Source organism: Pseudomonas sp. TWR2-1-1 (assembly GCF_049897045.1).
Classification (GTDB): domain Bacteria; phylum Pseudomonadota; class Gammaproteobacteria; order Pseudomonadales; family Pseudomonadaceae; genus Aquipseudomonas; species Aquipseudomonas versuta.
Map to the genome: position 1 here is coordinate 141,055 of NZ_JAFCVM010000005.1, position 22,590 is coordinate 163,644.

The 22,590-nt window shown below is 59.3% G+C and carries 23 protein-coding genes; 11 read left to right on the forward strand and 12 right to left on the reverse strand.

The genetic code is table 11. The features are described from left to right. Window positions 1-89 precede the first annotated feature (89 nt). The 3 genes from ACP7BO_RS14415 to ACP7BO_RS14425 are packed head-to-tail and all read right to left on the reverse strand — an operon-like array spanning window position 90 to window position 3,636. Window positions 90-362 carry an oxidative damage protection protein gene (locus ACP7BO_RS14415; RefSeq protein ID WP_003438557.1) on the reverse strand — a complete coding sequence of 91 codons (273 nt, stop codon included), beginning with the start codon at window positions 360-362 and terminating at the stop codon, window positions 90-92. Beyond that, window positions 359-1,426 (reverse strand): A/G-specific adenine glycosylase, encoded by a 1,068-nt coding sequence (gene mutY, locus ACP7BO_RS14420; RefSeq protein ID WP_426211082.1) that lies wholly within the window; start codon window positions 1,424-1,426, stop codon window positions 359-361. Before mutY ends, ACP7BO_RS14415 begins: the two co-directional genes overlap by 4 nt. Continuing rightward, window positions 1,423-3,636, reverse strand: a complete 2,214-nt coding sequence (locus ACP7BO_RS14425) for an AsmA family protein (protein WP_426211084.1) — start codon at window positions 3,634-3,636, stop codon at window positions 1,423-1,425. Before ACP7BO_RS14425 ends, mutY begins: the two co-directional genes overlap by 4 nt. A gap of 294 nt (window positions 3,637-3,930) precedes the next feature. Here ACP7BO_RS14425 and ACP7BO_RS14430 point away from each other — a divergent pair, with 294 nt between their 5' ends. From ACP7BO_RS14430 to ACP7BO_RS14460, 7 genes are all read left to right on the forward strand, one after another. Then, a complete protein-coding gene (locus ACP7BO_RS14430; protein ID WP_397455173.1) occupies window positions 3,931-5,592 on the forward strand; it encodes an OFA family MFS transporter in 1,662 nt (553 codons plus the stop codon). Window positions 5,593-5,769: 177 nt separating this feature from the next. Continuing rightward, window positions 5,770-6,363: an imidazoleglycerol-phosphate dehydratase HisB gene (gene hisB / locus ACP7BO_RS14435; protein ID WP_003438561.1), complete on the forward strand. Its 594-nt coding sequence runs from the start codon at window positions 5,770-5,772 to the stop codon at window positions 6,361-6,363. Then, window positions 6,363-7,001: an imidazole glycerol phosphate synthase subunit HisH gene (gene hisH / locus ACP7BO_RS14440; protein WP_060696111.1), complete on the forward strand. Its 639-nt coding sequence runs from the start codon at window positions 6,363-6,365 to the stop codon at window positions 6,999-7,001. The genes hisB and hisH overlap by 1 nt, the downstream gene beginning before the upstream one ends. Then, the gene (locus ACP7BO_RS14445) at window positions 7,001-7,258 is read left to right on the forward strand and encodes a DUF2164 domain-containing protein (RefSeq protein ID WP_003438564.1); all 258 of its coding nucleotides are present in this window, start codon (window positions 7,001-7,003) and stop codon (window positions 7,256-7,258) included. The genes hisH and ACP7BO_RS14445 overlap by 1 nt, the downstream gene beginning before the upstream one ends. 39 nt (window positions 7,259-7,297) lie before the next feature. After that, window positions 7,298-8,035, forward strand: coding sequence for a 1-(5-phosphoribosyl)-5-[(5-phosphoribosylamino)methylideneamino]imidazole-4-carboxamide isomerase (gene hisA, locus ACP7BO_RS14450; RefSeq protein ID WP_397455172.1), 738 nt, complete (start codon window positions 7,298-7,300; stop codon window positions 8,033-8,035). Window positions 8,036-8,045: 10 nt separating this feature from the next. After that, on the forward strand, window positions 8,046-8,816 hold the full coding sequence (gene hisF / locus ACP7BO_RS14455; protein WP_003438568.1) for an imidazole glycerol phosphate synthase subunit HisF: 771 nt from the start codon (window positions 8,046-8,048) through the stop codon (window positions 8,814-8,816). A 72-nt stretch (window positions 8,817-8,888) separates the two neighbouring features. Next, window positions 8,889-9,644, forward strand: coding sequence for a substrate-binding periplasmic protein (locus ACP7BO_RS14460; protein ID WP_426211088.1), 756 nt, complete (start codon window positions 8,889-8,891; stop codon window positions 9,642-9,644). A 94-nt stretch (window positions 9,645-9,738) separates the two neighbouring features. On the opposite strand, the gene ACP7BO_RS14465 is transcribed toward ACP7BO_RS14460, so the two are convergent. The 4 genes from ACP7BO_RS14465 to gpmI form a co-directional block, all read right to left on the reverse strand. Next, window positions 9,739-10,530, reverse strand: a complete 792-nt coding sequence (locus ACP7BO_RS14465; RefSeq protein ID WP_426211090.1) for a divergent polysaccharide deacetylase family protein — start codon at window positions 10,528-10,530, stop codon at window positions 9,739-9,741. A 1-nt stretch (window position 10,531) separates the two neighbouring features. Then, window positions 10,532-11,845 carry a S41 family peptidase gene (locus ACP7BO_RS14470; RefSeq protein WP_397455169.1) on the reverse strand — a complete coding sequence of 438 codons (1,314 nt, stop codon included), beginning with the start codon at window positions 11,843-11,845 and terminating at the stop codon, window positions 10,532-10,534. Between the two features lie 35 nt (window positions 11,846-11,880). Beyond that, on the reverse strand, window positions 11,881-13,167 hold the full coding sequence (locus ACP7BO_RS14475) for a murein hydrolase activator EnvC family protein (protein WP_397455168.1): 1,287 nt from the start codon (window positions 13,165-13,167) through the stop codon (window positions 11,881-11,883). Window positions 13,168-13,343: 176 nt separating this feature from the next. Beyond that, window positions 13,344-14,879 carry a 2,3-bisphosphoglycerate-independent phosphoglycerate mutase gene (gene gpmI / locus ACP7BO_RS14480; protein WP_060696101.1) on the reverse strand — a complete coding sequence of 512 codons (1,536 nt, stop codon included), beginning with the start codon at window positions 14,877-14,879 and terminating at the stop codon, window positions 13,344-13,346. Between the two features lie 148 nt (window positions 14,880-15,027). Here gpmI and ACP7BO_RS14485 point away from each other — a divergent pair, with 148 nt between their 5' ends. Genes ACP7BO_RS14485 through secB form a run of 3 tightly spaced genes read left to right on the forward strand, consistent with a single transcriptional unit; the run spans window position 15,028 to window position 16,225 of the window. Then, window positions 15,028-15,441 carry a rhodanese-like domain-containing protein gene (locus ACP7BO_RS14485; RefSeq protein ID WP_003438586.1) on the forward strand — a complete coding sequence of 138 codons (414 nt, stop codon included), beginning with the start codon at window positions 15,028-15,030 and terminating at the stop codon, window positions 15,439-15,441. A gap of 2 nt (window positions 15,442-15,443) precedes the next feature. After that, complete coding sequence (gene grxC / locus ACP7BO_RS14490; RefSeq protein WP_060696099.1) at window positions 15,444-15,698, forward strand: glutaredoxin 3; 255 nt, start codon at window positions 15,444-15,446, stop codon at window positions 15,696-15,698. Window positions 15,699-15,739: 41 nt separating this feature from the next. Then, entirely contained in the window at window positions 15,740-16,225 is a 486-nt protein-coding gene (gene secB / locus ACP7BO_RS14495) for a protein-export chaperone SecB (protein WP_060696097.1), read from the forward strand. Window positions 16,226-16,373: 148 nt separating this feature from the next. On the opposite strand, the gene ACP7BO_RS14500 is transcribed toward secB, so the two are convergent. Then, window positions 16,374-16,829, reverse strand: a complete 456-nt coding sequence (locus ACP7BO_RS14500) for a tRNA (cytidine(34)-2'-O)-methyltransferase (protein ID WP_060696095.1) — start codon at window positions 16,827-16,829, stop codon at window positions 16,374-16,376. Between ACP7BO_RS14500 and ACP7BO_RS14505 the strand changes: the two genes are divergently transcribed. Beyond that, complete coding sequence (locus tag ACP7BO_RS14505; protein ID WP_397455166.1) at window positions 16,828-17,265, forward strand: hypothetical protein; 438 nt, start codon at window positions 16,828-16,830, stop codon at window positions 17,263-17,265. The two genes, ACP7BO_RS14500 and ACP7BO_RS14505, sit on opposite strands and share 2 nt — an antisense overlap. A 406-nt stretch (window positions 17,266-17,671) precedes the next feature. On the opposite strand, the gene ntrC is transcribed toward ACP7BO_RS14505, so the two are convergent. The 4 genes from ntrC to glnA all read right to left on the reverse strand — a co-directional run bounded on the left by ntrC (window position 17,672) and on the right by glnA (window position 22,383). Further along, entirely contained in the window at window positions 17,672-19,105 is a 1,434-nt protein-coding gene (ntrC, locus tag ACP7BO_RS14510; RefSeq protein ID WP_060696090.1) for a nitrogen regulation protein NR(I), read from the reverse strand. Further along, a complete protein-coding gene (gene glnL, locus ACP7BO_RS14515; protein ID WP_426211095.1) occupies window positions 19,092-20,186 on the reverse strand; it encodes a nitrogen regulation protein NR(II) in 1,095 nt (364 codons plus the stop codon). The genes ntrC and glnL overlap by 14 nt, the downstream gene beginning before the upstream one ends. A 224-nt stretch (window positions 20,187-20,410) precedes the next feature. Further along, window positions 20,411-20,764, reverse strand: a complete 354-nt coding sequence (locus ACP7BO_RS14520) for a DUF4124 domain-containing protein (RefSeq protein ID WP_426211097.1) — start codon at window positions 20,762-20,764, stop codon at window positions 20,411-20,413. Between the two features lie 212 nt (window positions 20,765-20,976). Then, window positions 20,977-22,383, reverse strand: coding sequence for a glutamate--ammonia ligase (gene glnA / locus ACP7BO_RS14525; RefSeq protein WP_003438610.1), 1,407 nt, complete (start codon window positions 22,381-22,383; stop codon window positions 20,977-20,979). Window positions 22,384-22,590: the final 207 nt, after the last annotated feature.

A 22,590-nucleotide genomic window follows, 5' to 3' on the forward strand; every position in this document is an offset into this window, starting at 1 on the left:
AAGCCTTTTTCGATTATCCGTCAAACACTTTTTTGAAAAATATTTAACTATTACCGTCGCTTACGGGCCAAACCCAATAAAACCGGGGATTATTCGGTTGGCGGAACATAGCCTTCAGCTTGTGCGTATTCCTCGCCGCTGAAGAACTTATCCATTTCGCCCTGCAAATATTTTCGGTCTTCGGCGTTCATCATGTTCAAACGCTTCTCGTTGATCAGCAGCGTTTGGTGTTTTTGCCAGTCTGCCCATGCCTTGGCCGAGACGTGATCAAAAATGTCCTGACCTTTGGCGCCCGGGAACGGAGCGCGCTCAAGGGCGGGCAATTCTTCTTTGTACTTGCGGCAGATGATGGTGCGGGTCATGACGACTCTCCTGGATTCAATAGCTCGGCTGCGCGTTTGAGCAGCTTCTTGACCGGGGCAGCAAGGCCCAGGCGCGGCGGGGTGGCGAGGTTATACCAGAGCCAGTCAGCCTCGGCCATGTGATGGCCGGACTCTTCGACGTGGACCAGCCAGGGTTCGATGGCCAGCTGGAAATGGCTAAACGTGTGGGTCAGGCCGGGCAGTTCGTGTTGCGGGCCCAGCTTCAGGGCGTGCTGCAATGCCAGATGCTCGATGTCTTTGAGGTCATCCAGCTCGGGCAGGCTCCAGAGCCCGCCCCACAGGCCGGTAGACGGGCGACGGTAAAGCAGGATCGCGCCCTCGGCGTTCGCCAGCATCGGCATCAGGGTACGTTTTTGCGGGATGGTCTTGCGCGGCTTGGGGATCGGGTAGCGTGTCTCCAGGCCCAGCAAGTGTGCTTGGCAGCCGCTTTCGAGCGGGCACAGCAGGCAACTGGGCTTGCTGCGGGTGCAAAGCGTGGCGCCCATGTCCATCATCGCCTGGGTATAGGCATTGACCCGGTCCCGGGGCGTCAGGCGTTCTGCGGTGGCCCACAGCTGTTTGGCGACCTTGGGCTCGCCGGGGTATCCCTCTTGCGCCGTATAGCGCGCCAGCACCCGCTTGACGTTACCGTCGAGGATCGGGGCGCGCAGGCCCATGCTCAAGCTGGCGATCGCACCGGCAGTGGACAGGCCAATGCCGGGCAGCTCCACCAGTTTTTCGACATCCCGCGGAAATTCACCGCCATATTCAGCGACCACGATTTTTGCGGTCTTCTGCAAATTGCGCGCGCGGGTGTAGTAGCCCAGCCCGGTCCACAGGTGCAGCACTTCGTCTTCGGGAGCGGCGGCCAGGGCTTGGACTGTTGGCAGCGAGGCCATAAACCGGTCGAAGTAGTTGAGCACGGTGCTGACCTGGGTCTGCTGCAACATGATTTCCGAGACCCATACCCGGTATGGGGTGATGCCCTGTTGCCAGGGCAAATCGTGGCGGCCGTGGCGGTCATACCAGTCCAGTACCGCTACAGAAAATTGCTCGTCTTTCATCGGTTGAACAGCCCCTTGAGGGCATTTTTGAGTTCCGGGCTGACCTTGTCGCCGAGTTTCTCTTCAAGCTTCTCGCTGATTTTATTGCCCGCCACTTTGGCAGCGACTTTGCCCAGCCCTTCCTTGTCCAGACGGCAGGCCTTGGCGCCCAGCTCCAGCGGACCGCGACAGCGCAATGGCAGCTCGATACCGACGAAGTTTTTGCCGACCTGGCACGCCGGGTCCGGCATGGCGCGGGTGTCGCCTTCAATGATGATGCCGATGCGGTAATCCATGCCCAGTACGCGCAGGTCGATGTCGCCATCGCCTTTTACGCTCATGCCGGGAATGCGCACGATCATGTCCGGGTTGCTGGCCACGCCATTACGGAACACCAGGCTGCCCTTGAGCTCCTTGAACGGAGTGTCTTTGCCCGGTGGTGTGCCGCTCAGGGTTTTGCGGTTAAGCACAGAGATGCCTTTGCACAGCTGTTGTTCAAGGTTGGCGTTAAGCAGCACGCCGTCGTTGAGCACAAAGTTTGCCGTGCCGTTAAGGCTTTGAATCAGCGCGCTCTGGCTGTTGCCGCTGCCTGTGACATTGCTGTTGAGGGTCAGCAGGCCGGTTACAGGCGGTTTTTGCCCCTGGCTCTGGAGGATTTTTTCGACCGGCACGTTGTTGATCCGGGTTTGCAGGTTGGCCAGTGGCAGCATTGGCCGTACATCGAGGCTGCCGTTGGCGGCAAACGTGCCTTTGTAGAGGTTGCCGCTGAGGTTTTGCAGGGTCAGCAGGCCGTCTTTGCTGCTGACCTTGAGCGCTGCATTCTGGATCGGCAGCCGGGTCAGGGTCAGTTGGCCATAACTGAGGTCGGCCTCCAGGTCCAGCGCCTTGAGGCGAGTCACGGGAATGATCTTGGTCGTGCTCCAGCCGCTTTTGGTCGGTGCATCTGGCAATGGCGTATCGCCTGATGCTGCCAATGCGCCTGCTTCGCTGCCTTGAACTTCGGTTTTGCGCGCGGCTGCAGCGCTGTTGGCTGCGGCCGATTTAGGCGGCAGGTAGCGATCGGCGTCGAACGTGTCGCCTTTGAGCTGCACACGCAGGGCTTGTCTGGCGAAGTCGTCAATGGCGATACGGCCGGTAAAGGTGCTGTCATCGACTTTCAGATTGAGTTCGTCGAAGGCCAGGCTGGTGGGGCTGCCGGACAGGCGGCTGACCAGTTCGACTTTGCTCAGGCTACCCGGAGCCATCTGGGGCAGGGTGTGGCCGATGCTGTCGAGGAAGGTGGCCAGATTGAGCTGGGCAATCGACAGGCCGCCGCTGATCTGTGGCGTGCTGTCCAGGTTGCTGGCCTTGAGTTCACCCAGGGCGCGCAGCTGGTTGGCTGATACCTTCAGGCCGCTCCATTCGGCGACGTTGGCTGCAAGATCTACCAGTATCTGCCCTTGAACTGCGTAGGTCATGGTTTTGCCCTGCAGCGGTTCGCCAGAGGCCTCGCCCACCATTTTCATGTCTTCAAACTGATAGCGCTTGAGTACGCGGTCAAAGCGCAGCTTGCCGTCGACTTCGGTTTTGACCCGCATCACTGGCTTGTTGGTGCCCAGAAACGCAGTCAGTTTGACCGGGGTGCTGGTCGCTTCGTGAATCGGGCCGGTGCTCAGCTGGATGCTTTCGGCGCTGAACTGCTGGCCGTTCTGCTCGTCGTTGTACTCAACCCGCGCGTTATTCACGGTCAGGCTGTCGATGTCCAGCTTGAGTGGCTGGCTGACGCTGTCCGGCTTGTTTGCGGTTTCGGTGCTGGGGCTGCCGGCATCGGTGCTGGCGGTGGCAGGTGCCGGTTGGCCGATGTCCTGCCAATTGCCGTGACCGTCTTTGTCGCGGGTCAGGCGCAGGTTCAGGCCTTCGACCCGTACATCGCTCATCTGCACTTCTTTGCGCAGCAGGGGCAGTACGCGTACTGACAGACCCAGCATTTGCAGATCGGCAAAGGGCTGGTTCGGTGCCGCCAGGGTTGCGACGCTGGCGTCGTGCAGTTCCAGTCCGAGCCAGGGGAAGAGGCTCCAGCCAATGTCGCCATTGAGCGTGAGCTCAATGTGGGCTTTGTCGCGGGCTATCTGGCGGATCTCGTCTTTATAGTCGTTGGGATCGAACAGATGGCTCAGAGCAAAGCCCAGAGCCACGATGATCAGCAACAACCCGAGAAGCACCAGACCCAGGATTTTGCCGAACGCTTTCATGGGCGAGTCCTTGTAAGTCTGAGTGAAGGGAAATTTTAAAGTTGGTCGCAGAGTATAGCGTCACGGGCAGGCCGACTGTGGGGTGGATAGTGGCGGATCAGTTTGGCTATCAAACACCGAATCAGCGTGGGCATTTTCCTGTGTTCAAGTGGTAATCTTCGGCAGTTTTTCGGGCCTTCTGCGGCGCTTTGTCGCGCCTCGAAATAAATCCTACAAAAATGACTCGTGCCGCAAGGTGCCAAAGTCGGGGGTTTAGCGTGCCCGGGGATCACTTCATCCATGGGGGAAACAACAATGAGTAACAGCACCGCTGCGGGCAGTCTTGCCTCACAGCCCGGGTTCCTGTCAAAGGAGCGCATCATCGCCAGGCCTGGTTTCAACCGCTGGCTGGTTCCGCCGGCCGCACTGGCCATTCACTTGTGTATCGGCATGGCCTACGGTTTTTCCGTGTTCTGGCTGCCTCTGTCCAAAGCCCTGGGCGTCACCGCGCCAGTGGCTTGTGCGCCGGACATGAGCTTCATCGCGCAGGTGTTCTCGTCGCAATGTGACTGGCCGATCTCCATGCTCGGCTGGATCTACACCCTGTTTTTCATCTTCCTCGGTTGCTCGGCAGCTGTGTGGGGCGGCTGGCTTGAGCATGCCGGGCCGCGCAAGGCCGGTGTGGTCTCGGCACTGTGCTGGTGTGGTGGCCTGCTGGTTTCGGCATTGGGCATTTATACCCACCAGATCTGGCTGATGTGGCTGGGTTCGGGGGTGATTGGCGGTATCGGCCTGGGCCTGGGCTATATCTCGCCGGTCTCGACGTTGATCAAGTGGTTCCCGGACAAGCGCGGCATGGCGACCGGTATGGCGATCATGGGCTTCGGCGGTGGCGCCATGGTGGGCGCGCCGCTGGCAGCTGCGTTGATGGGCCATTTTGCTGGCCCCGATGGCGTGGGCGTGTGGCAGAGCTTTGTGGTGATGGCGGCGATTTACTTCGTGTTCATGATTGGTGGCGCGTTGTCGTACCGCGTTCCGCCTACCGGCTGGAAGCCTGAGGGCTGGACCCCGCCGGCGAAGAAAGCCGCCAATGCGATGATTACCCAGCGCCATGTACACGTGAGCGTTGCCTGGAAAACCCCGCAGTTTGCGCTGGTGTGGCTGGTGTTGTGCCTGAACGTGTCAGCCGGTATCGGCATTCTGGGGATGGCCTCACCGCTGTTGCAGGAAGTGTTCGCGGGCAAATTGCTGGGCAATGACCTGACATTCAGCCAGCTGGATGCGGCGCAGTTGGCGCAAATCGCGGCGATTGCGGCCGGTTTTACCGGTCTGCTGAGCCTGTTCAACATTGGCGGGCGTTTTTTCTGGGCGTCGTTCTCCGACTACCTGGGGCGTAAAAACACCTATTTCGTGTTCTTCGCCCTGGGTTTTGCGTTGTACGCGATGATTCCGAACCTGGGTCATTTGGGCAACGTGTCGCTGTTTGTGGCTGCGTTCTGCATCATTCTGTCGATGTACGGCGGTGGCTTTGCCACGGTTCCGGCTTACCTGGCGGATCTGTTCGGTACGCAAATGGTGGGTGCGATTCATGGTCGTCTGCTGACTGCCTGGGCGGCCGCGGGTGTGCTTGGGCCGGTGCTGGTCAACTATCTGCGTGAGTATCAACTCAGCATCGGGGTCGAGCGTGCGGCGGCCTATGACATCACCTTGTATATCCTGGCCGGCCTGCTGGTGCTGGGCTTTATCTGCAACTTGCTGGTACGCCCGGTGGATGACAAGTACTTCATGACTGACGCGCAACTGGCGGCCGAACAGGCGCTGGGTCACGACAAAGGCGCCGATGCCAGCACCTCGCTGGAATGGAAAGCGGCCTCCGGCAGTCTGCCCCTGGTCATCGCGGCCTGGCTGGCAGTGGGCATTCCGCTGCTGTGGGGCGTGTGGGTGACAGTGCAGAAGACGGCGGTGTTGTTTCATTAATACCGATGCCTGACCCGCAGGAGCGAGCGTGCTCGCGAGCTTTTAAAGGGCTCGCGAGCACGCTCGCTCCTACCGAATGACTCAGTCCGTCAGTCATATCCCCTTCCATGTTTCTGTTTGCCTGACCCGTGCCTATAATGGCCACCTTTTTCGCCCAATGATTTTGCGGAGCTGGTGATGGCCGAACGTAAGGCGTCAGTCGAGCGCGATACTCTGGAAACCCAGATTAAAGCCTCGATCAACTTGGATGGTACCGGTAAGGCCCGATTTGATATCGGCGTTCCTTTTCTTGAGCACATGCTCGACCAGATCGCCCGACACGGGCTGATCGACCTGGACATCGAGTGCAAAGGCGACCTGCATATCGACGATCACCATACCGTCGAGGATGTTGGCATTACCCTGGGTAAAGCCTTCAGCCAGGCAGTCGGCGATAAAAAAGGCATGACCCGTTACGGTCACGCCTACGTGCCGCTGGACGAAGCGCTGTCGCGCGTCGTCATCGACTTTTCGGGCCGTCCGGGCCTGCAAATGCACGTGCCGTATACCCGCGCCACCGTGGGCGGCTTCGACGTCGATCTGTTTCAGGAGTTCTTCCAGGGCTTCGTGAACCACGCCAATGTCAGCCTGCACATCGACAACCTGCGCGGCACCAACACCCACCACCAGATCGAAACCGTGTTCAAGGCATTTGGCCGCGCGCTGCGCATGGCCGTTGCGCTGGACGAGCGTATGGCAGGGCAAATGCCATCCACCAAGGGCGTGCTCTGATGCAGACAGTGGCGGTTATCGATTACGGCATGGGTAACTTGCACTCGGTGGCCAAGGCGCTGGAGCACGTTGGCGCCGGGCAGGTAGTGATTACCAGCGATGCCAACGTGATTCGCGAAGCTGACCGCGTGGTGTTCCCCGGTGTGGGCGCCATTCGGGATTGCATGGCCGAGATCCGTCGTCTGGGGTTTGATTCGCTGGTGCGTGAAGTCAGTCAGGACCGTCCTTTTCTCGGGATTTGCGTCGGCATGCAAGCCATGCTCGATAGCAGTGAAGAGAACGGTGGCGTTGATTGCATCGGCCTGTTCCCCGGTCAGGTGAAATTTTTCGGCAAGGATCTGCACGAAGACGGCGAGCACCTCAAGGTGCCGCACATGGGCTGGAACGAAGTGCAGCAAAGGGTCGATCACCCTATGTGGCATGGCATTCCCGATATGGCGCGCTTCTATTTTGTCCACAGCTACTACATCGCGGCGGGTAATCCTCGCCAGGTGGTCGGTGGCGGGCATTACGGCGTCGACTTTGCAGCCGCGCTGGCTGACGGCTCGCGTTTTGCGGTGCAGTTCCATCCAGAGAAGAGCCATACCCACGGCTTGCAACTGCTGGAAAACTTCATGGCCTGGGACGGGCGCTGGTAATGGCGCCTCGTAAGAAGCCGCCGATTCTCACGCTCACCCCCGAGCAAGAGAACGAAGCCAACAGCAAGATCAAACGCTTTATGCAAGACCGCTTCGAACTGGACCTGGGTTCATTCGAAGCGGCTGAAATCCTTGAGCTGTTCACCCGCGAAATCGCGCCGCATTACTACAATCGCGCGATTTTCGATGTGCAGACGCACCTCAAAGAGAGGTTCGAGAGCATCGAAAGCGACCTGTGGGCGCTCGAAAAGAACTGACTTGCGAGTCACTGACTCCCGAATTTGAAGGTTTGCCAGATGCTGATTATCCCCGCTATCGATCTTAAAGACGGTGCCTGTGTACGTCTGCGCCAGGGCCGTATGGAAGACTCCACCGTGTTCTCCGATGACCCGGTGAGCATGGCCGCCAAATGGGTAGAGGGCGGTTGCCGCCGCCTGCACCTGGTTGACCTGAACGGCGCCTTCGAAGGCATGCCGGTCAATGGCGAGGTGGTGACTGCCATCGCCAAGCGTTACCCGCAGTTGCCGATCCAGATCGGTGGCGGCATCCGTTCGCTGGAAACCATCGAGCATTACGTCAAGGCCGGCGTCAGCTACGTGATTCTGGGCACCAAAGCGGTGAAGAACCCTGAGTTCGTGGCTGAAGCCTGCCGCGCCTTCCCCGGCAAAATCATTGTCGGCATGGACGCCAAGGACGGCTTTGTCGCAACTGACGGCTGGGCTGAGGTGAGCACCATTCAGGTGATCGACCTGGCCAAGCGTTTTGAGGCTGACGGCGTATCGGCCATCGTTTATACCGACATTGCCAAAGACGGCATGATGCAGGGCTGCAACGTGAGCTACACCGCGGCACTGGCAGCAGCCACCAGCATTCCTGTGATCGCTTCGGGCGGCATCCACAATCTGGGCGATATCAAAGCCCTGATGGACGCCAAAGCGCCCGGTATCGTCGGCGCCATCACCGGCCGTGCGATTTACGAAGGCACCCTGGATGTAGCAGAGGCGCAAGCCTTCTGCGACGCCTACAAGGCCTGAGGAGAACGGCATGGCGCTGGCCAAACGCATCATCCCTTGCCTGGACGTGGATAACGGCCGGGTCGTCAAGGGCGTCAAGTTCGAGAACATTCGCGATGCCGGTGACCCGGTGGAAATTGCCCGTCGCTATGACGAGCAGGGTGCCGACGAGATTACGTTTCTCGACATCACCGCCAGCGTCGATGGCCGCGACACCACGTTGCATACCGTCGAGCGCATGGCCAGCCAGGTGTTCATCCCGCTGACCGTGGGCGGTGGCGTGCGCTGCATCCAGGACATTCGCAACTTGCTCAATGCCGGTGCCGACAAGGTCTCGATCAATACGGCAGCGGTGTTTAACCCGGAGTTTGTGGGTGAGGCGGCGCAGCATTTTGGTTCGCAGTGCATCGTGGTGGCGATTGATGCGAAGAAGGTTTCATTGCCGGGCGAAACCCCGCGCTGGGAAATCTTCACCCACGGCGGGCGCAAGCCGACCGGGCTCGATGCAGTCGAGTGGGCAATGAAGATGGAAGGTCTGGGTGCCGGTGAGATCCTGCTGACCAGCATGGATCAGGACGGCATGAAAAGCGGCTTCGACCTGGGTGTGACCCGTGCCATCAGCGATGCGCTGGGCATCCCGGTGATCGCTTCGGGCGGTGTCGGCAACCTGCAGCATCTGGCTGACGGCATCCTCGAAGGCCACGCCAGCGCGGTACTGGCGGCGAGTATTTTCCACTTCGGCGAATACACCGTGCCAGAGGCCAAGGCCTACATGGCCGAGCGCGGGATTGTGGTGCGCTAAGCCCAAAGGCTACTGGACAGCATGGCGGGCCCACGGCACTCTTGGGCACGCCATGGATTTAGGTCGTCTGTCATGTTTAAACGTTTTTTACTCGTTCTCGCCAGTTCTGCCCTGTGCCTGACGAGTACTGTTTTTGCAGCTGATACTTCGCGTTACTCGCTGGTGCTGCTGACCGAAAACTTCCCGCCTTACAACATGGCGAAGAACGGCAAAAATTTCGCTCAAAACCAGAACCTGGAAGGCATTGCCGTCGATGTCCTGCGCGAAACCTTCAAGCGTGCAGATATCGGTTACAGCATGACCCTGCGCTTTCCCTGGGAGCGTATCTATCACCTTGCCCTGGATAACCCCGGTTATGGCGTATTCGTCACGGCCCGGATTCCCGAGCGCGAAGCCTTGTTCAAATGGGTCGGCCCCATCGGCCCGGATGACTGGGTGTTGCTGGCGCGGGCCAATAGCCCGATAACCCTGACCTCCCTTGAGCAGGCCCGCCCATACAAGGTGGGCGCCTATAAGGGCGATGCGATCGCCTTGGCCCTGGAAGAGAAAGGAATGGCGCCGGTCATTGTGCTGCGCGATCAGGACAACGCCAGAAAGCTGCTGGCCGGTCAGATTGACCTCTGGGCCACCGGCGACCCGGCCGGGCGCTTTTTAGCGCGTCAGGTAGGGATTTCAGGGTTCAAGACCGTGCTGCGCTTCAATCAGGCCGAACTTTTTCTGGCGTTGAACAAAGAGGTGCCGGACGAGGTGGTCGCCAGGTTACAGAAGGCGCTGGATCAGTTACGGGCCGAAGGTGTGGTTGACAAGATCCGCGCCAAATACCTCTGAACCTGACCTGCACCTGAACTGTAGGAGCGAGCTTGCTCGCGAGCTCTTCAAGGTAAAGCTCGCGAGCAAGCTCGCTCCTACAAGGGTCGGATTATCAGGGGGTAGCCCGGTAGACCCCGTCCTTGCCGTGTCCGGCCATGGCCTTGTTGCTGCGCACGCCGATCATTTGCCTGATATCGATCCACTCAATGCCCTGGGCCTTGAGCTTGGGCAGTTCGCGTTCCAGCACGGCGAGGGTCTGGGGATACGGATGACCGATCATCACTGCCGACCCTTGTTTGCGCGCCAGCTTGATCGCCGTTTGCAGTTGAGTGGCAATCGCTTCCTCCGTTCGCACATCATCCAGAAACACATCCCGCGACACGCTGGCCAGGCCGATCTTCTGTGCCTGGGCCGCTGCGACCGTCTGGGCGCTGGTTCGGCTGTCGACGAAGAATTTGTGCCGCTGCTGCAGGTTCTCCATCAGCCAGGCCATGGCCTGCGGCTGTGAGGTCATGCGGCTACCCATGTGGTTGTTGATGCCACTGGTATAGGGCACGGCCTTGAAGGCGGCGTCGAGGCGCTTTGCCAGCTCGTCGAGGGGCAAGTCGGGGTGCCAGGCAAACGGGCCGGTGGCCGGGTCCATGGGCATATGCAGGATGACGATCTTGCCGGCCTTGTAGGCTTCGCGGGCGAATTCGGCGGCGTGCGGGGTGTCGGGCATCACGGCCGTGGTGACCGGGCCGGGCAAGGCCAGCACGCGGCGGTCGCGTGGCAGGTTTTGCCCAAGGTCATCGATGATCAGGCTCAGGTAAGCCTTGTGCGGTGTTGTGGTGGGACTGGCCGGCGCCGCATGGGCGGCACCGGTCAGGCAGCAGAGCAGGGCAAGGACCGACGAAAAACGCATCTCAGTTGCCGCGCGTAATGCTCAGGCCTTTGAGCAGGCTCAGGGCCTGGCTCAGCTGGAAGTCGTCGTCCTGCGGCATGGGTTTGGCTTTGGGGCCGGAGCCGGTGGGCTTGTCTGCCCCGCCATTGCCGTTGCCGAGGTGACCTTGCAGGTCGGCCTCTTTGTAGTACTCGGTGTCTTGCTCGCGGGTGATCTTGGCGCGGCTGACTTCGATGTCCGGCACGATGCCCTGGGCCTGGATTGAACGGCCGTTGGGGGTGAAGTACAGCGCAGTGGTGATCTTCAGTGCGCGGTCATTGTTCAGCGGCAGTACGGTTTGCACCGAGCCTTTACCGAAGCTGGTGGTACCCATCACCACGCCGCGTTTCTGGTCTTGCAAGGCGCCGGCGACGATTTCTGATGCCGAAGCGCTGCCGCCGTTGATCAACACCACCAGCGGAACGCCCTCGCTCAGGTCTTTGCCGGTCGCGGAGAAGCGCAACTCGGAGTTGGCGATGCGGCCTTTGGTGTAAACAATCAGGCCTTTGGTGATGAAGTGATCCACCACTTCAACGGCTGATTGCAGGACGCCGCCCGGGTTGTTGCGCAGGTCGAGAATGATGCCCTTGAGTTTTTTGTTGCCGTTTTCACGACGCAGTTTGGACAGCGCGGCGGCAACTTCTTCGCCGGTCTTGACCTGGAACTGGGTAATGCGGATATAGCCGTAGCCGTCTTCAAGCAGCTGGCTCTTGACGCTTTTGACCTGAATGTTGGCGCGGGTCAGGGTTACGTCGAAAGGCGTGCCGCCATTGCGCACCAGGGTCAGGGTGATTTTCTGACCGATCTTGCCGCGCATCAGGTCGACCGCCTCGGTCATGCTCAGGCCGCGGGTGGGCTGACCATTGATCTTGACGATAAAGTCGCCCGCCTGAATCCCGGCCTTGCTTGCCGGGGTGTCGTCGATCGGCGAGACGATTTTGATATTGCCGTCTTCGGAGCCGACTTCGATGCCCAGCCCGCCAAATTCGCCGCTGGTGCTCTCTTGCAGCTCGGCAAAATCTTCAGGGCCCAGATACGCGGAGTGCGGATCAAGGTTGCTGAGCATGCCCTTGATGGCGTTTTCGAGCAGGGTCTTGTCATCTACAGGTTCAACATACGCAGCCTTGATCCGGTCCATGACCTCGGCAAATGTGCGCAGCTCGTCCAGCGGCAGTGGCGCCTTGGCGCTGTTTGCTGGCGCCGGATGAGCGACGGGTTCGGCAGCAAATGCCAGAGGCGAGCCGATCACCAGAGCGATCATCAGGGCCAGCGAGTTGAGGCGGGACAAATGCGGCATGTTGAACAAACTCCTACGTATTAAAGGTGATGGGCTCATCCTTGAGCGTGACACCATTGTGCAGGGTCGCTGGGGCGGCCCTGCTGACGAATAGCAAAATACAGTGCGGGTGTAGCCTGGCCGCCGCTGTTGCCAACGGTGGAAATCACTTCTCCGGCTTTAACGATATCGCCGGCCGACTTGAGCAGCGTCTGGTTGTGGCCATACAGGCTCAAATAGCCGTTGCCGTGGTCCAGAATCACCAGCTGTCCAGCGCCGCGCAGCCAGTCGGCAAACACTACGCGCCCACCATGTACCGCGTGGACCGGGGTGCCTGCACCGGCGCTGATCATCACGCCGTCCCACTTGGTTCGGGCATCATCACCACGGCTTTCACCGAAGCGCGCAAGCAATCGACCATCAACTGGCCAAGGAAGTTTGCCCCGTGCTTGAGAAAAAGGTCCGCCATAGGAGACGCCGGCACTCGAAACCAGGGCACCCGGTGTCGATTTGACCGTTTTGCGCGGGGCGTCGGTGGCAACCGATTCAGCCTCCCGTTGACGTTTTTTCTCTGCTTCCTGCTGTGCAATCAGGGCTTTTTGCCGCGCTGCTTCGGCCTCACGGGCCTGGCGGGCGAGGGTTTCTTCAATGGTTTTGAGGACTTTGGCCAGATCGGCCTGATCCTGCTCGCGAGCTTGCAGCTTTTGATCGCGGTCTTTGACATCGGAGCTTAGTTTGGCCAGCACTTGCTGGCGCTCTGCGCGGACTTTATCGAGTGCGGCGCGCTGCTCATCGAGGCTGCTTTTCTGGGTCAGCAACTGGGCTTGTTGCAAGTTGATGTCGGCTTCGACATTGGCCAGTTGGCGCAGGGTTTCGTTAAAACCCTTGAGCTGCTCCAGGCGGGCCTGGCTCAGGTAGTCGTAATAGGTGAGGGTCCGGGCGAACTTCTCGGGGTTTTGCTGGTTGAGCAGCATCTTCAGGTATTCCTGACGTCCGCCCTGATAGGCGGCACGGGCCTGAATGGCGATCAGGCGTTGCTGTTCAAGTTTTGCGCTGTGGAGTTTTTTTTTCTCGCTATCTAGGCGCAGCAGCTCGCCTTCACTCTTTTTTAGTTCTTTTTGCAGGGCGTCTACCTGCTTCTCCAGTTTGCCGATTTCGGTTTCGGTGCCGCGCAGTTCTTTTTGCACGCCCGATTGTTCTTGCTGGAGCTGGCCCAAGCGTTTTTTAAGCTCGCCGATGTCCTGGCGCGTAGCTTCCAGCTGTTGTTGGGTTTGTGCGCGCTCGTCGGCAAACGCCGGTTGGAGCAGGCATGCGAGGGTCAGGGCTATAAGGGCGCGAAGCATGGGGCGGGCGACACCTGGGGAACGGGACGGCCTAGTATGCCCGCCATCGTTACCTATAAGAAATGGATGAAAGTGAAATAGTAGCTGCAGATCCTGTACGCGAAACTCCTGTAGGAGCGAGCTTGCTCGCGAGCCTTAAAAGCTCGCGAGCAAGCTCGCTCCTACAGGTGCATGGCTTAGGCGTCGAGCAAAATGGTCTTGCCGGTCATTTCCTCGGGCTGTGGCAGACCCAGCAGTTTGAGCATGGTCGGCGCCACGTCGGCCAGAACCCCGCCTTCACGCACCTTGAATGCACGCTTGCCTACATAAATGAACGGTACGGGTTCACAGGTGTGGGCGGTGTGCGCCTGGCCGGTGGTGTCGTCGGACATCTGCTCCACGTTGCCGTGGTCGGCGGTGATCAGGGCTTCGCCACCGACCTTGTCCAGCGCCTCGACGATGCGGCCGACACAGGCATCAAGGCACTCAACGGCCTTGACTGCAGCATCGAACACACCGCTGTGGCCGACCATGTCGCCGTTGGCGTAGTTAACGACAATCACGTCGTAACGCTGGTGCTCGATGGCATCGACAATCCTGTCGGTGACTTCGGGCGCGCTCATTTCCGGTTGCAGGTCGTAGGTGGCTACTTTCGGCGACGGGATCAAAATGCGCTCTTCACCCGGGAACGGCTCTTCACGGCCACCGGAGAAGAAGAAGGTCACGTGGGCGTATTTTTCGGTTTCAGCAATGCGCAGCTGGGTTTTGCCGTTTTTCGCCAGATAGTCGCCGAGGACGTTTTCCAGGCTGCCGGGGGCAAATGCGCTTGGCGCCGGGATGCTGGCGGCGTATTGGGTCAGCATCACGAAACCGGCCAGTTTTGGCTGGCGGGCGCGGGCGAATTCCTTGAAGTCGTCTTCAACAAATACACGGGTCAGCTCGCGGGCACGGTCGGCGCGGAAGTTCATGAAGACCACGGCATCGCCGTCTTCTACCTTGACCGGCTCGCCAATGGTGGTGGCTTTGACGAATTCATCACTCTCGCCACGGGCATAGGCGGCTTCCAGGCCTTCCTGGGCGGTGGCGGCGTTGAACTCGCCCTTGGCGTCGACAATCAGGTTGTAGGCCTGGGCCACACGGTCCCAACGGTTGTCGCGGTCCATGGCGAAGTAGCGCCCGATCAGACTGGCGATACGGCCTTTGCCCAGAGCCTTGAAGGCTTCGTCCAAAAGCTCGATGGACGACGCCGCGCTTTTTGGCGGCGTGTCGCGGCCATCCAGAAAGGCATGCAGGTAGATTTTTTCAGCGCCGCGCTTGAACGCCAGCTCGGCCATTGCCACGAGGTGGTCCTGGTGGCTGTGAACGCCGCCTTCGGAAAGCAGGCCCATGATGTGTACAGCCTTGCCTGCAGCCACTGCCTTGTCGACTGCCGCGCAAATGGTCGGGTTCTCGAAGAACTCACCGTCGCGGATCGACTTGGTGACGCGTGTGAAATCCTGATACACCACGCGGCCGGCGCCCAGGTTCATGTGGCCAACCTCGGAGTTGCCCATTTGGCCGTCTGGCAGGCCCACATCCATGCCCGAACCTGAAATCAGGCCGTTTGGCATGTTCGCGCAAAGACGATCGAGCACCGGTTTTTTGGCCGCATAGACGGCGTTGCCCTTGTGGCTTTCACTGTGACCGAAGCCATCCAGGATGATCAGGACCAAAGGTTTAGGCGTGGTAGTCATAGATCCCACTCGTGGCTGGTTTATTGGAAGGTGTGAAGAAGACGCGCAGTTTAAAGCGAAGTTCATGTGACGTCACCGCCGGGCGGGGTTTGGCCGACCAAGGCGGCTGTGTATACTGGCCCACATTTTACGACCCTGGAACCTTCTGATGGTTGAGCACCTGATTGCATTTGCGACTTCTCACTACCTGCTTGTAGGCGCGTTTGTCATCCTGTTGGCGTTGTTGATTGCCCACGAGATGAGCCGCGGCGGGCGCAGCATCAGCACGGGCGAACTGACCGGTCTGGTCAATCGCGACGAAGGCGTGGTGATTGATATTCGCCCGGTTAAAGACTTTGCCGCCGGCCACATCGTGGGCTCGTTGAATATCCCGCAGGACAAGCTGATGGCGCGTATTGCCGAGCTGGACAAGCACAAGGGCAAGACCATCATCCTGGTTGATGCCCAGGGCCAGCATTCAGGCTCCCACGCCCGTGAGCTGCTCAAGGCCGGCTACAACGCTGCCAAACTGTCCGGCGGTATTGGCAGCTGGCGCGCCGACAACCTGCCAGTGGTGAAGTAAAAATGTCCAAGGTCATCGTTTACTCCAGCGATTATTGCCCGTTCTGCAGCCGCGCCAAGTACCTGCTGGAAAGCAAGAAAGTTGCCTTTGAAGAAATCAAGGTCGACGGCAAGCCTCAGGTACGTGCCGAGATGGCCAAGAAGGCAGGTCGTACGTCAGTCCCGCAAATCTGGATTGGCGAGACCCATGTCGGCGGATGCGATGACCTGTTTGCCCTGGACCGCGCGGGTAAACTGGATGCGCTGCTGAACGTCTGACTCTCATTCTCTATAAGCCCCAAGATCAACAAGGATCTGTGATGACTGACCAACAGAACACCGCTGCTGTTAGCGATGAAGACACCGCTCCACAATTTTCCCTGCAGCGTATCTACGTGCGCGACTTGTCGTTCGAGGCCCCTAAAAGCCCGGCGATCTTCCGTCAGCAGTGGGAGCCGAGCGTTGGCCTGGACCTGAACACCCGTCAAAAGCCGCTGGAAGGCGACTTCCACGAAGTGGTTCTGACCTTGTCGGTTACCGTCAAAAACGGTGAAGAAGTGGCGTTCATTGCTGAAGTCCAGCAGGCTGGCATCTTCCTGATCAAAAACCTTGATCCTGCGTCGATGAACCACACGCTGGGCGCGTTCTGCCCGAACATCCTGTTCCCGTATGCCCGTGAAACCCTGGACAGCCTGGTTACCCGTGGCTCGTTCCCGGCGTTGATGCTGGCTCCGGTGAACTTCGATGCCTTGTACGCGCAAGAATTGCAGCGCATGCAGGAAGAAGGCAGCCCGACTGTTCAATAAACAGTCGATGCCCAATAAAAAAGCGCCTTGATGGCGCTTTTTTATTGCCTTTGGACAGAGGCACCCGTAGGAGCGAGCTTGCTCGCGAGCTCTTCAAGCTGGCCCCGCAGAGCTCGCGAGCAAGCTCGCTCCTACAGTTTTTGGCGTATTACTTGAAGTCCAGCTGGCGCCAGGCCTCGTACACAGCCACGGCCACGGTGTTGGACAGGTTCAGGCTGCGGCAGCCTTCGCGCATCGGCAGGCGCAGGCGGTGTTCGCTGTCCAGCGCATCCAGCACCTCTGGCGGCAGGCCACGGCTTTCAGGGCCGAAGATAAAGGCATCACCTTCAGCAAACCGGGCGTCGTGGAACGGCCGTGAACCTTTGGTGGTAAAAGCGAACAGTCGCGGATGGCCAAGGCTTTCGAGGCAGCTGGCCAGATCGGCATGGCGCTTGAGCGGCGCGTACTCGTGGTAATCGAGCCCGGCACGGCGCAAGCGCTTGTCGTCCAGCTCAAAACCGATAGGCTCGATCAAATGCAGGTGGCAGCCGCTGTTGGCGCACAGCCTGATAATGTTGCCGGTATTCGGCGGAATTTCTGGTTGAAAAAGGATGACGTGAAACATGCACGGCTCCGAACTTAAAGATGGGCAGCATTCTACGCCTGAAGAGGACCCGCGACCGAAACTATGGCCACGGGTTTTAGGTTCTTTGGCGATAGTCGGTGTAATGGTGGGGATGATGATAGGGCGTTTGACCGCGCCTGTGCCGGTTGAGCTGCAGCAGGTGGACGTGTTGCCCGGCGCGCTGGTGGTGTGGTTCAGCGCTGAGCCCAAGCTGCATGGCGAATGGGTTGATGGCACCCTGGGGTTGCTGTTCGATGCCAGGGGCACGCCGCAAAATGGCCAGTTGAAGCTCGCTGACAAGGTTGTGAACTGGCGGCTACGTCATACCGATGGCGGGTTGCTGCTGACGTTGGTGGCGGCCCGTGCTCTGCGGGGCGACTGGGCCGGAGCGCCGCAGGAAGGGCGCTGGCGGTTGCAGGTAAACCTGCGAGAGTAATAAAAGAGGGAATTGCGGCCTGCCTGTACCGGTTCCCCAAAAGCGTTGTGCGCGTTGATGCAGAAGGCATCAAGGCTGCGGATGTAAAAGTGGGGAGTCTTGACCTGCCTGTATCAAGGTCCCCTAAAGCGTTGTCAGGGTTATTGCAGGGTGCATGCCAGTTTTGGGTTTTCGATGTTATTTTTTTCATCCATATGCAAAAGCCCCGGAATCCGGGGCTTTTTTGGGACTGCTGTTTTGGGTTGCCGATGTTGCTGTAACCATTGATCTAGAGCTGTGCACACAATTAGTGCGTGTTGCCTGAAGCTGGTGCGGTCCTGTAGGCGCGAGCTTGCGCGCGATCTTTCAGGCAGATCACAGGGTGCCATCGCTGGCAAGCCAGCTCTCCCATCATCCCGATGGCGAGTTATGCCTCGTCGCTGTCATCCTCGTCGCCATCAATCTTCATCCCCAGTTCCTTGATCTTGCGGGTCAGGGTGTTGCGGCCCCAGCCCAGCAGCACGGCTGCATCGCGGCGACGGCCTGCGGTGTGCTTGAGGGCGGTCTCGATCATGATCCGTTCAAACGTCGGCACCGCACTGTCGAGCAGGTTGGACTGGCCACGGCCCAGCGCCTGGTCAGCCCACTGGCGCAGGGCCTGCTCCCAGTTGGTGACTGGCGACGTGTCTTGCTGCAGGTTCAACAGCTCGGGCGGCAGGTCGCTGATATGCACTTCGCGACCTGAAGCCATCACGGTGATCCAGCGACAGGTGTTCTCCAGCTGGCGTACGTTGCCTGGCCACGGCAGGTTTTTCAGGTATTGCTCAGTCTCGGCCTTGAGCAGCTTGGGCTCGACAGACAGCTCTTGCGCGGCGCTGCTGAGGAAGTGGCGGGTCAGGGTCGGGATGTCTTCGCGACGGTCCGACAGGCGCGGGATATGGATGCGGATCACGTTCAGGCGGTGGAACAGGTCTTCGCGGAACTTGCCGGCCTGCACCAGGGTTTCGAGGTTCTGGTGTGTCGCTGCAATGATCCGTACATCGACCTTGACCGGCGTATGGCCACCGACCCGGTAGAACTCGCCATCGGCCAAAACCCGCAGCAGGCGCGTTTGGGTGTCGGCAGGCATGTCGCCGATTTCGTCCAGAAACAGGGTCCCGCCATCGGCTTGCTCAAACCGTCCGCGGCGCAGGTTTGCGGCTCCGGTGAAGGCACCTTTCTCGTGGCCGAACAGCTCGGACTCCATCAGGTCCTTGGGGATGGCTGCCATGTTCAACGCGATAAAAGGCGATGCCGCGCGCGGGCTGTGGCGATGCAGAGCGTGGGCGACCAGTTCTTTACCGGTGCCCGACTCACCGTTGATCAAAACGGTGATGTTGGAGTGGCTGAGTCGGCCAATGGCGCGAAATACCTCTTGCATCGCCGGTGCTTCACCGATGATTTCCGGAGTACGTGCCAGTGACGGAGGGGCGGCCAGGCCTTGTTGCTCCTGGGCATGCTGGTTGGCTCGCTTGACCAGGGATACAGCTTCGTCGACGTCGAACGGCTTGGGCAGGTATTCGAACGCGCCACCCTGATAAGACGCTACCGCACTGTCGAGGTCCGAGTGGGCGGTCATGATGATCACGGGCAGGCGCGGGTGCTGTTCGCGAATCTTGGCCAGCAAGTCCAGACCGCTGGCGCCGGGCATGCGAATGTCAGAAATAATCACGTCGGGCTGCTGGCGGGCGAGTCGGCTCATCACTCCGTCGGCGCTGTCGAAGCTCTGTGTGGTCATGCCTTCCTGTTGCAAGGCTTTTTCCAGGACCCAGCGGATAGAACGGTCGTCGTCGACGATCCACACGGTTTCACTTCGGCTCATGTCGATGCGGCTCCTTGTTCCATGGTAGAAAGATCGAGAAGAGTGTGTGGCCAGGGTGGCTTTCACACTCGATCAATCCCTGGTGCTGGCTAATGATGTTCTGGGTAATGGCCAGCCCCAGCCCGGTGCCGTCAGGGCGGCCGCTGACCATTGGAAAGAAGAGGGTGTCCTGCAACTCGGCCGGGATGCCCGGCCCGTTGTCGATAATTTCGATTTTTGTCACCAGTCGATGGCGCACATGGCCAATGGTGAACTGGCGCATGGCCCGGGTACGCAGGCTGATGCGGCCCAGGCGCAGTTCGTTCTGGCTGCCAATGGCCTGCATGGCATTACGCACAATGTTGAGCACGGCCTGAATCATCTGTTCGCGGTCGATCAGCAGGTCGGGCAGGCTGGGGTCATAGTCGCGCACTACCGTGATGCTGCCCTGTGTCTCGGCCTCGACCAGATTGCACACCCGCTCCAGCACTTCATGCACATTGGTCATGGCCAGCGAAGGCAGTTTGTTGGAGCCCAGCATGCGATCAACCAGATTACGCAAGCGATCGGCTTCTTCGATGATGACGTTGGTGTAGTCACGCAGACTTTCATCGGGCAACTGGCGGGCCAGCAACTGCGCCGCGCCGCGAATGCCGCCCAGCGGGTTCTTGATTTCGTGGGCCAGGCCGCGCACCAGCATCTTGCTGGTTTCCTGCTTGGACAGCTGCGCTTCTTCTTTGGTGATACGCAGCAGCCGGTCGCGCGGGTGCACTTCAAGCAGCAGCATTGTGTCGCCGTGGCTCAGGATCGGGGTCACGGCGTAGTCGACCGTCAGGCTCTGGCCGGTCAGCGACGTCAGCATGGCTTCGCGCTTGGTAAACGGGTGGGCCTGTTCAACGGCCTGGCGCAGCGAGTGCAAGGCCTCCGTCGACTCAGTAAACAGTTCGCTGATGAATTGCCCATGACTGCGTTGGCCGCTGATGGCCAGCAGCATTTCCGCTGCCGGGTTCATGTACTCAAGGCGCAGATCGGCATTGAGCAACAAGGTGGCAGTGGTCAGATTGTCGAGTAGCAGTCGGTGCAGGGCGTCACTGATGGTCATGGGCCGATCCCGGATTGCATGCGCGGGTGAGGCGCTGAGACAAGGAAAATGCAAAAAACAAACCAAGGCTCCGAAAAGAAGCGCGATTCGCCTGAAATAAGGAGTTACAGCCCTTTTAGATGGCGTTAATGCAATTGACGTGGGTCGTTTTGAACCAAATTGGGCTGAGAAGTGTGTAATAGATCAGCAGTCGCACCAATATAGTGCATATATGCTGAATAGATTCAGTTCGCCTCTAAATTGTCCTGAGCGGTCTGCTGTGGCTGACGCCTGTAGCGATCGGGGTTGAGCGGCTGGGCGAGTTCCTGTTCGGGCAGCAGCATGTACGGGGGGATACTGGCAGGCCAATGCCGGAACGCTGCGATCCGGTTTGCCGGCAAAACAGATATCTGCTCCGAGTGGCCGCCCGTCGCCGGTACGTCGCTGAATGTCACGCTGGCGTTGCTATCGCTATGGCGATAGATCTGCGCTGCCGCCGGCTGGGCACAAAGCAGTACAAATAAAAGCAGGGTTGCCTGCTGTCTCACTCGGGAAATTCCGGTGGGGTCTGTTGGAGTCGCAGTACTTTCGTGGGGCATTGCCGGTGGCCACCTTGTGAGAAACAGGGGGCGTCAGCCTGGGCTAGTGTCGAGGGGATTGATGTCGGCTCCGGCCTTTATTGACTGGGTCAATGGCTGCAGCACCGGTCGGATTTCTTTCTGTGGGTGCGCAAGCGATAAAACCGCGGCCATAAAAAAGGCCTCCCGAAGGAGGCCTCTTGGTAACGCCTGCGTGGGCAGTCGTTGCTGGATTAGCAGCTGTAGTACAGCTCGTATTCCAGTGGGTGTACGAAGGTGCGAACCTTGATTTCTTCTTCGCTTTTCAGAGCGATGTAAGCGTCGATGAAATCGTCGCTGAAAACGCCGCCTTTGGTCAGGAATGCACGACCTTTATCCAGCTCTTCCAGGGCTTCTTTCAGGCTGCCGCAAACCTGCGGGATCTCTTTCGCCTCTTCAGGCGGCAGGTCGTACAGGTTTTTGTCAGCTGCGTCGCCCGGGTGGATCTTGTTCTGGATACCGTCCAGACCAGCCATCATCAGTGCTGCGAAGCACAGGTACGGGTTGGCAGCCGGGTCCGGGAAGCGTGCTTCGATACGGCGAGCCTTAGGGCTGGACACGTAAGGAATACGGATCGAAGCAGAACGGTTGCGAGCCGAGTAGGCCAGCATTACCGGGGCTTCGAAGCCTGGTACCAGACGCTTGTAGGAGTTGGTAGCCGGGTTGGTGAAGCCGTTCAGGGCCTTACCGTGCTTGATGATGCCGCCGATGAAGTACAGGGCGGTGTCGGACAGGCCGGCATAACCTTCGCCAGCGAAGGTGTTCTTGCCATCTTTGGAGATGGACATGTGTACGTGCATACCCGAGCCGTTGTCGCCGTACAGAGGCTTAGGCATGAAAGTAGCGGTACGGCCGTAGGCGTCTGCCACGTTGTGTACGCAGTACTTCAGGGTCTGAACTTCGTCAGCCTTTTTCACCAGGGTGTTGAACTGCACGCCGATTTCGTTCTGGCCGGCAGTTGCCACTTCGTGGTGGTGTACTTCGATGACCAGGCCCATCTCTTCCATGGCGTTGCACATGGAGGTACGGATTTCATGATCGTGGTCGAACGGAGGAACAGGGAAGTAGCCGCCCTTGATACCTGGACGGTGGCCACGGTTGCCGCCTTCCACGTCCTGGTCGGACATCCACGAACCTTGTTCGGAGTAGATCTTGAACATGGAACCGGAGATGTCGGACTTGAATTTCACTTCGTCGAAGATGAAGAACTCAGGCTCCGGACCCACAAACACGGTGTCGCCGATACCGGTGGACTTCAGGTATTCCTCGGCACGGGTGGCGATGGCGCGCGGGTCGCGATCGTAGCCTTGCATGGTCGAAGGTTCGATGATGTCGCACACCAGGATCAGCGTTGGCTGTTCGGTGAACGGGTCCAGAACGGCAGTGCTGTCGTCTGGCAGCAGGATCATGTCGGACGCTTCGATGCCTTTCCAGCCAGCAATGGAGGAGCCGTCGAACATTTTGCCGTCGGTGAAGAAGTTTTCATCCAGCGCATCACGGGCCGGCATGGTCACGTGGTGCTGAGTGCCTTTAGTGTCAGTGAAGCGCAGATCAATCCACTTGACGTCATGATCTTTGATGAGTTGAACCGACTTCGACATAGTGTCCTCCGGGTGGCTTCGGGCTGAGTAGTGGAGAGCCCGTTAAAGGTGGTTGATGCCGGCGCGAATACTCTGCCAAGGCAACCTGCCTCACAAGAGAGCAAATTGCATGCCAGTGCCCCGACTTGGGCTTAATGCCCCAATCTTAAGCAGGTCAGCGCCGCAGACTACCGATTAAGAAGCTTTGTCGCACTCAAATGAAGCGAA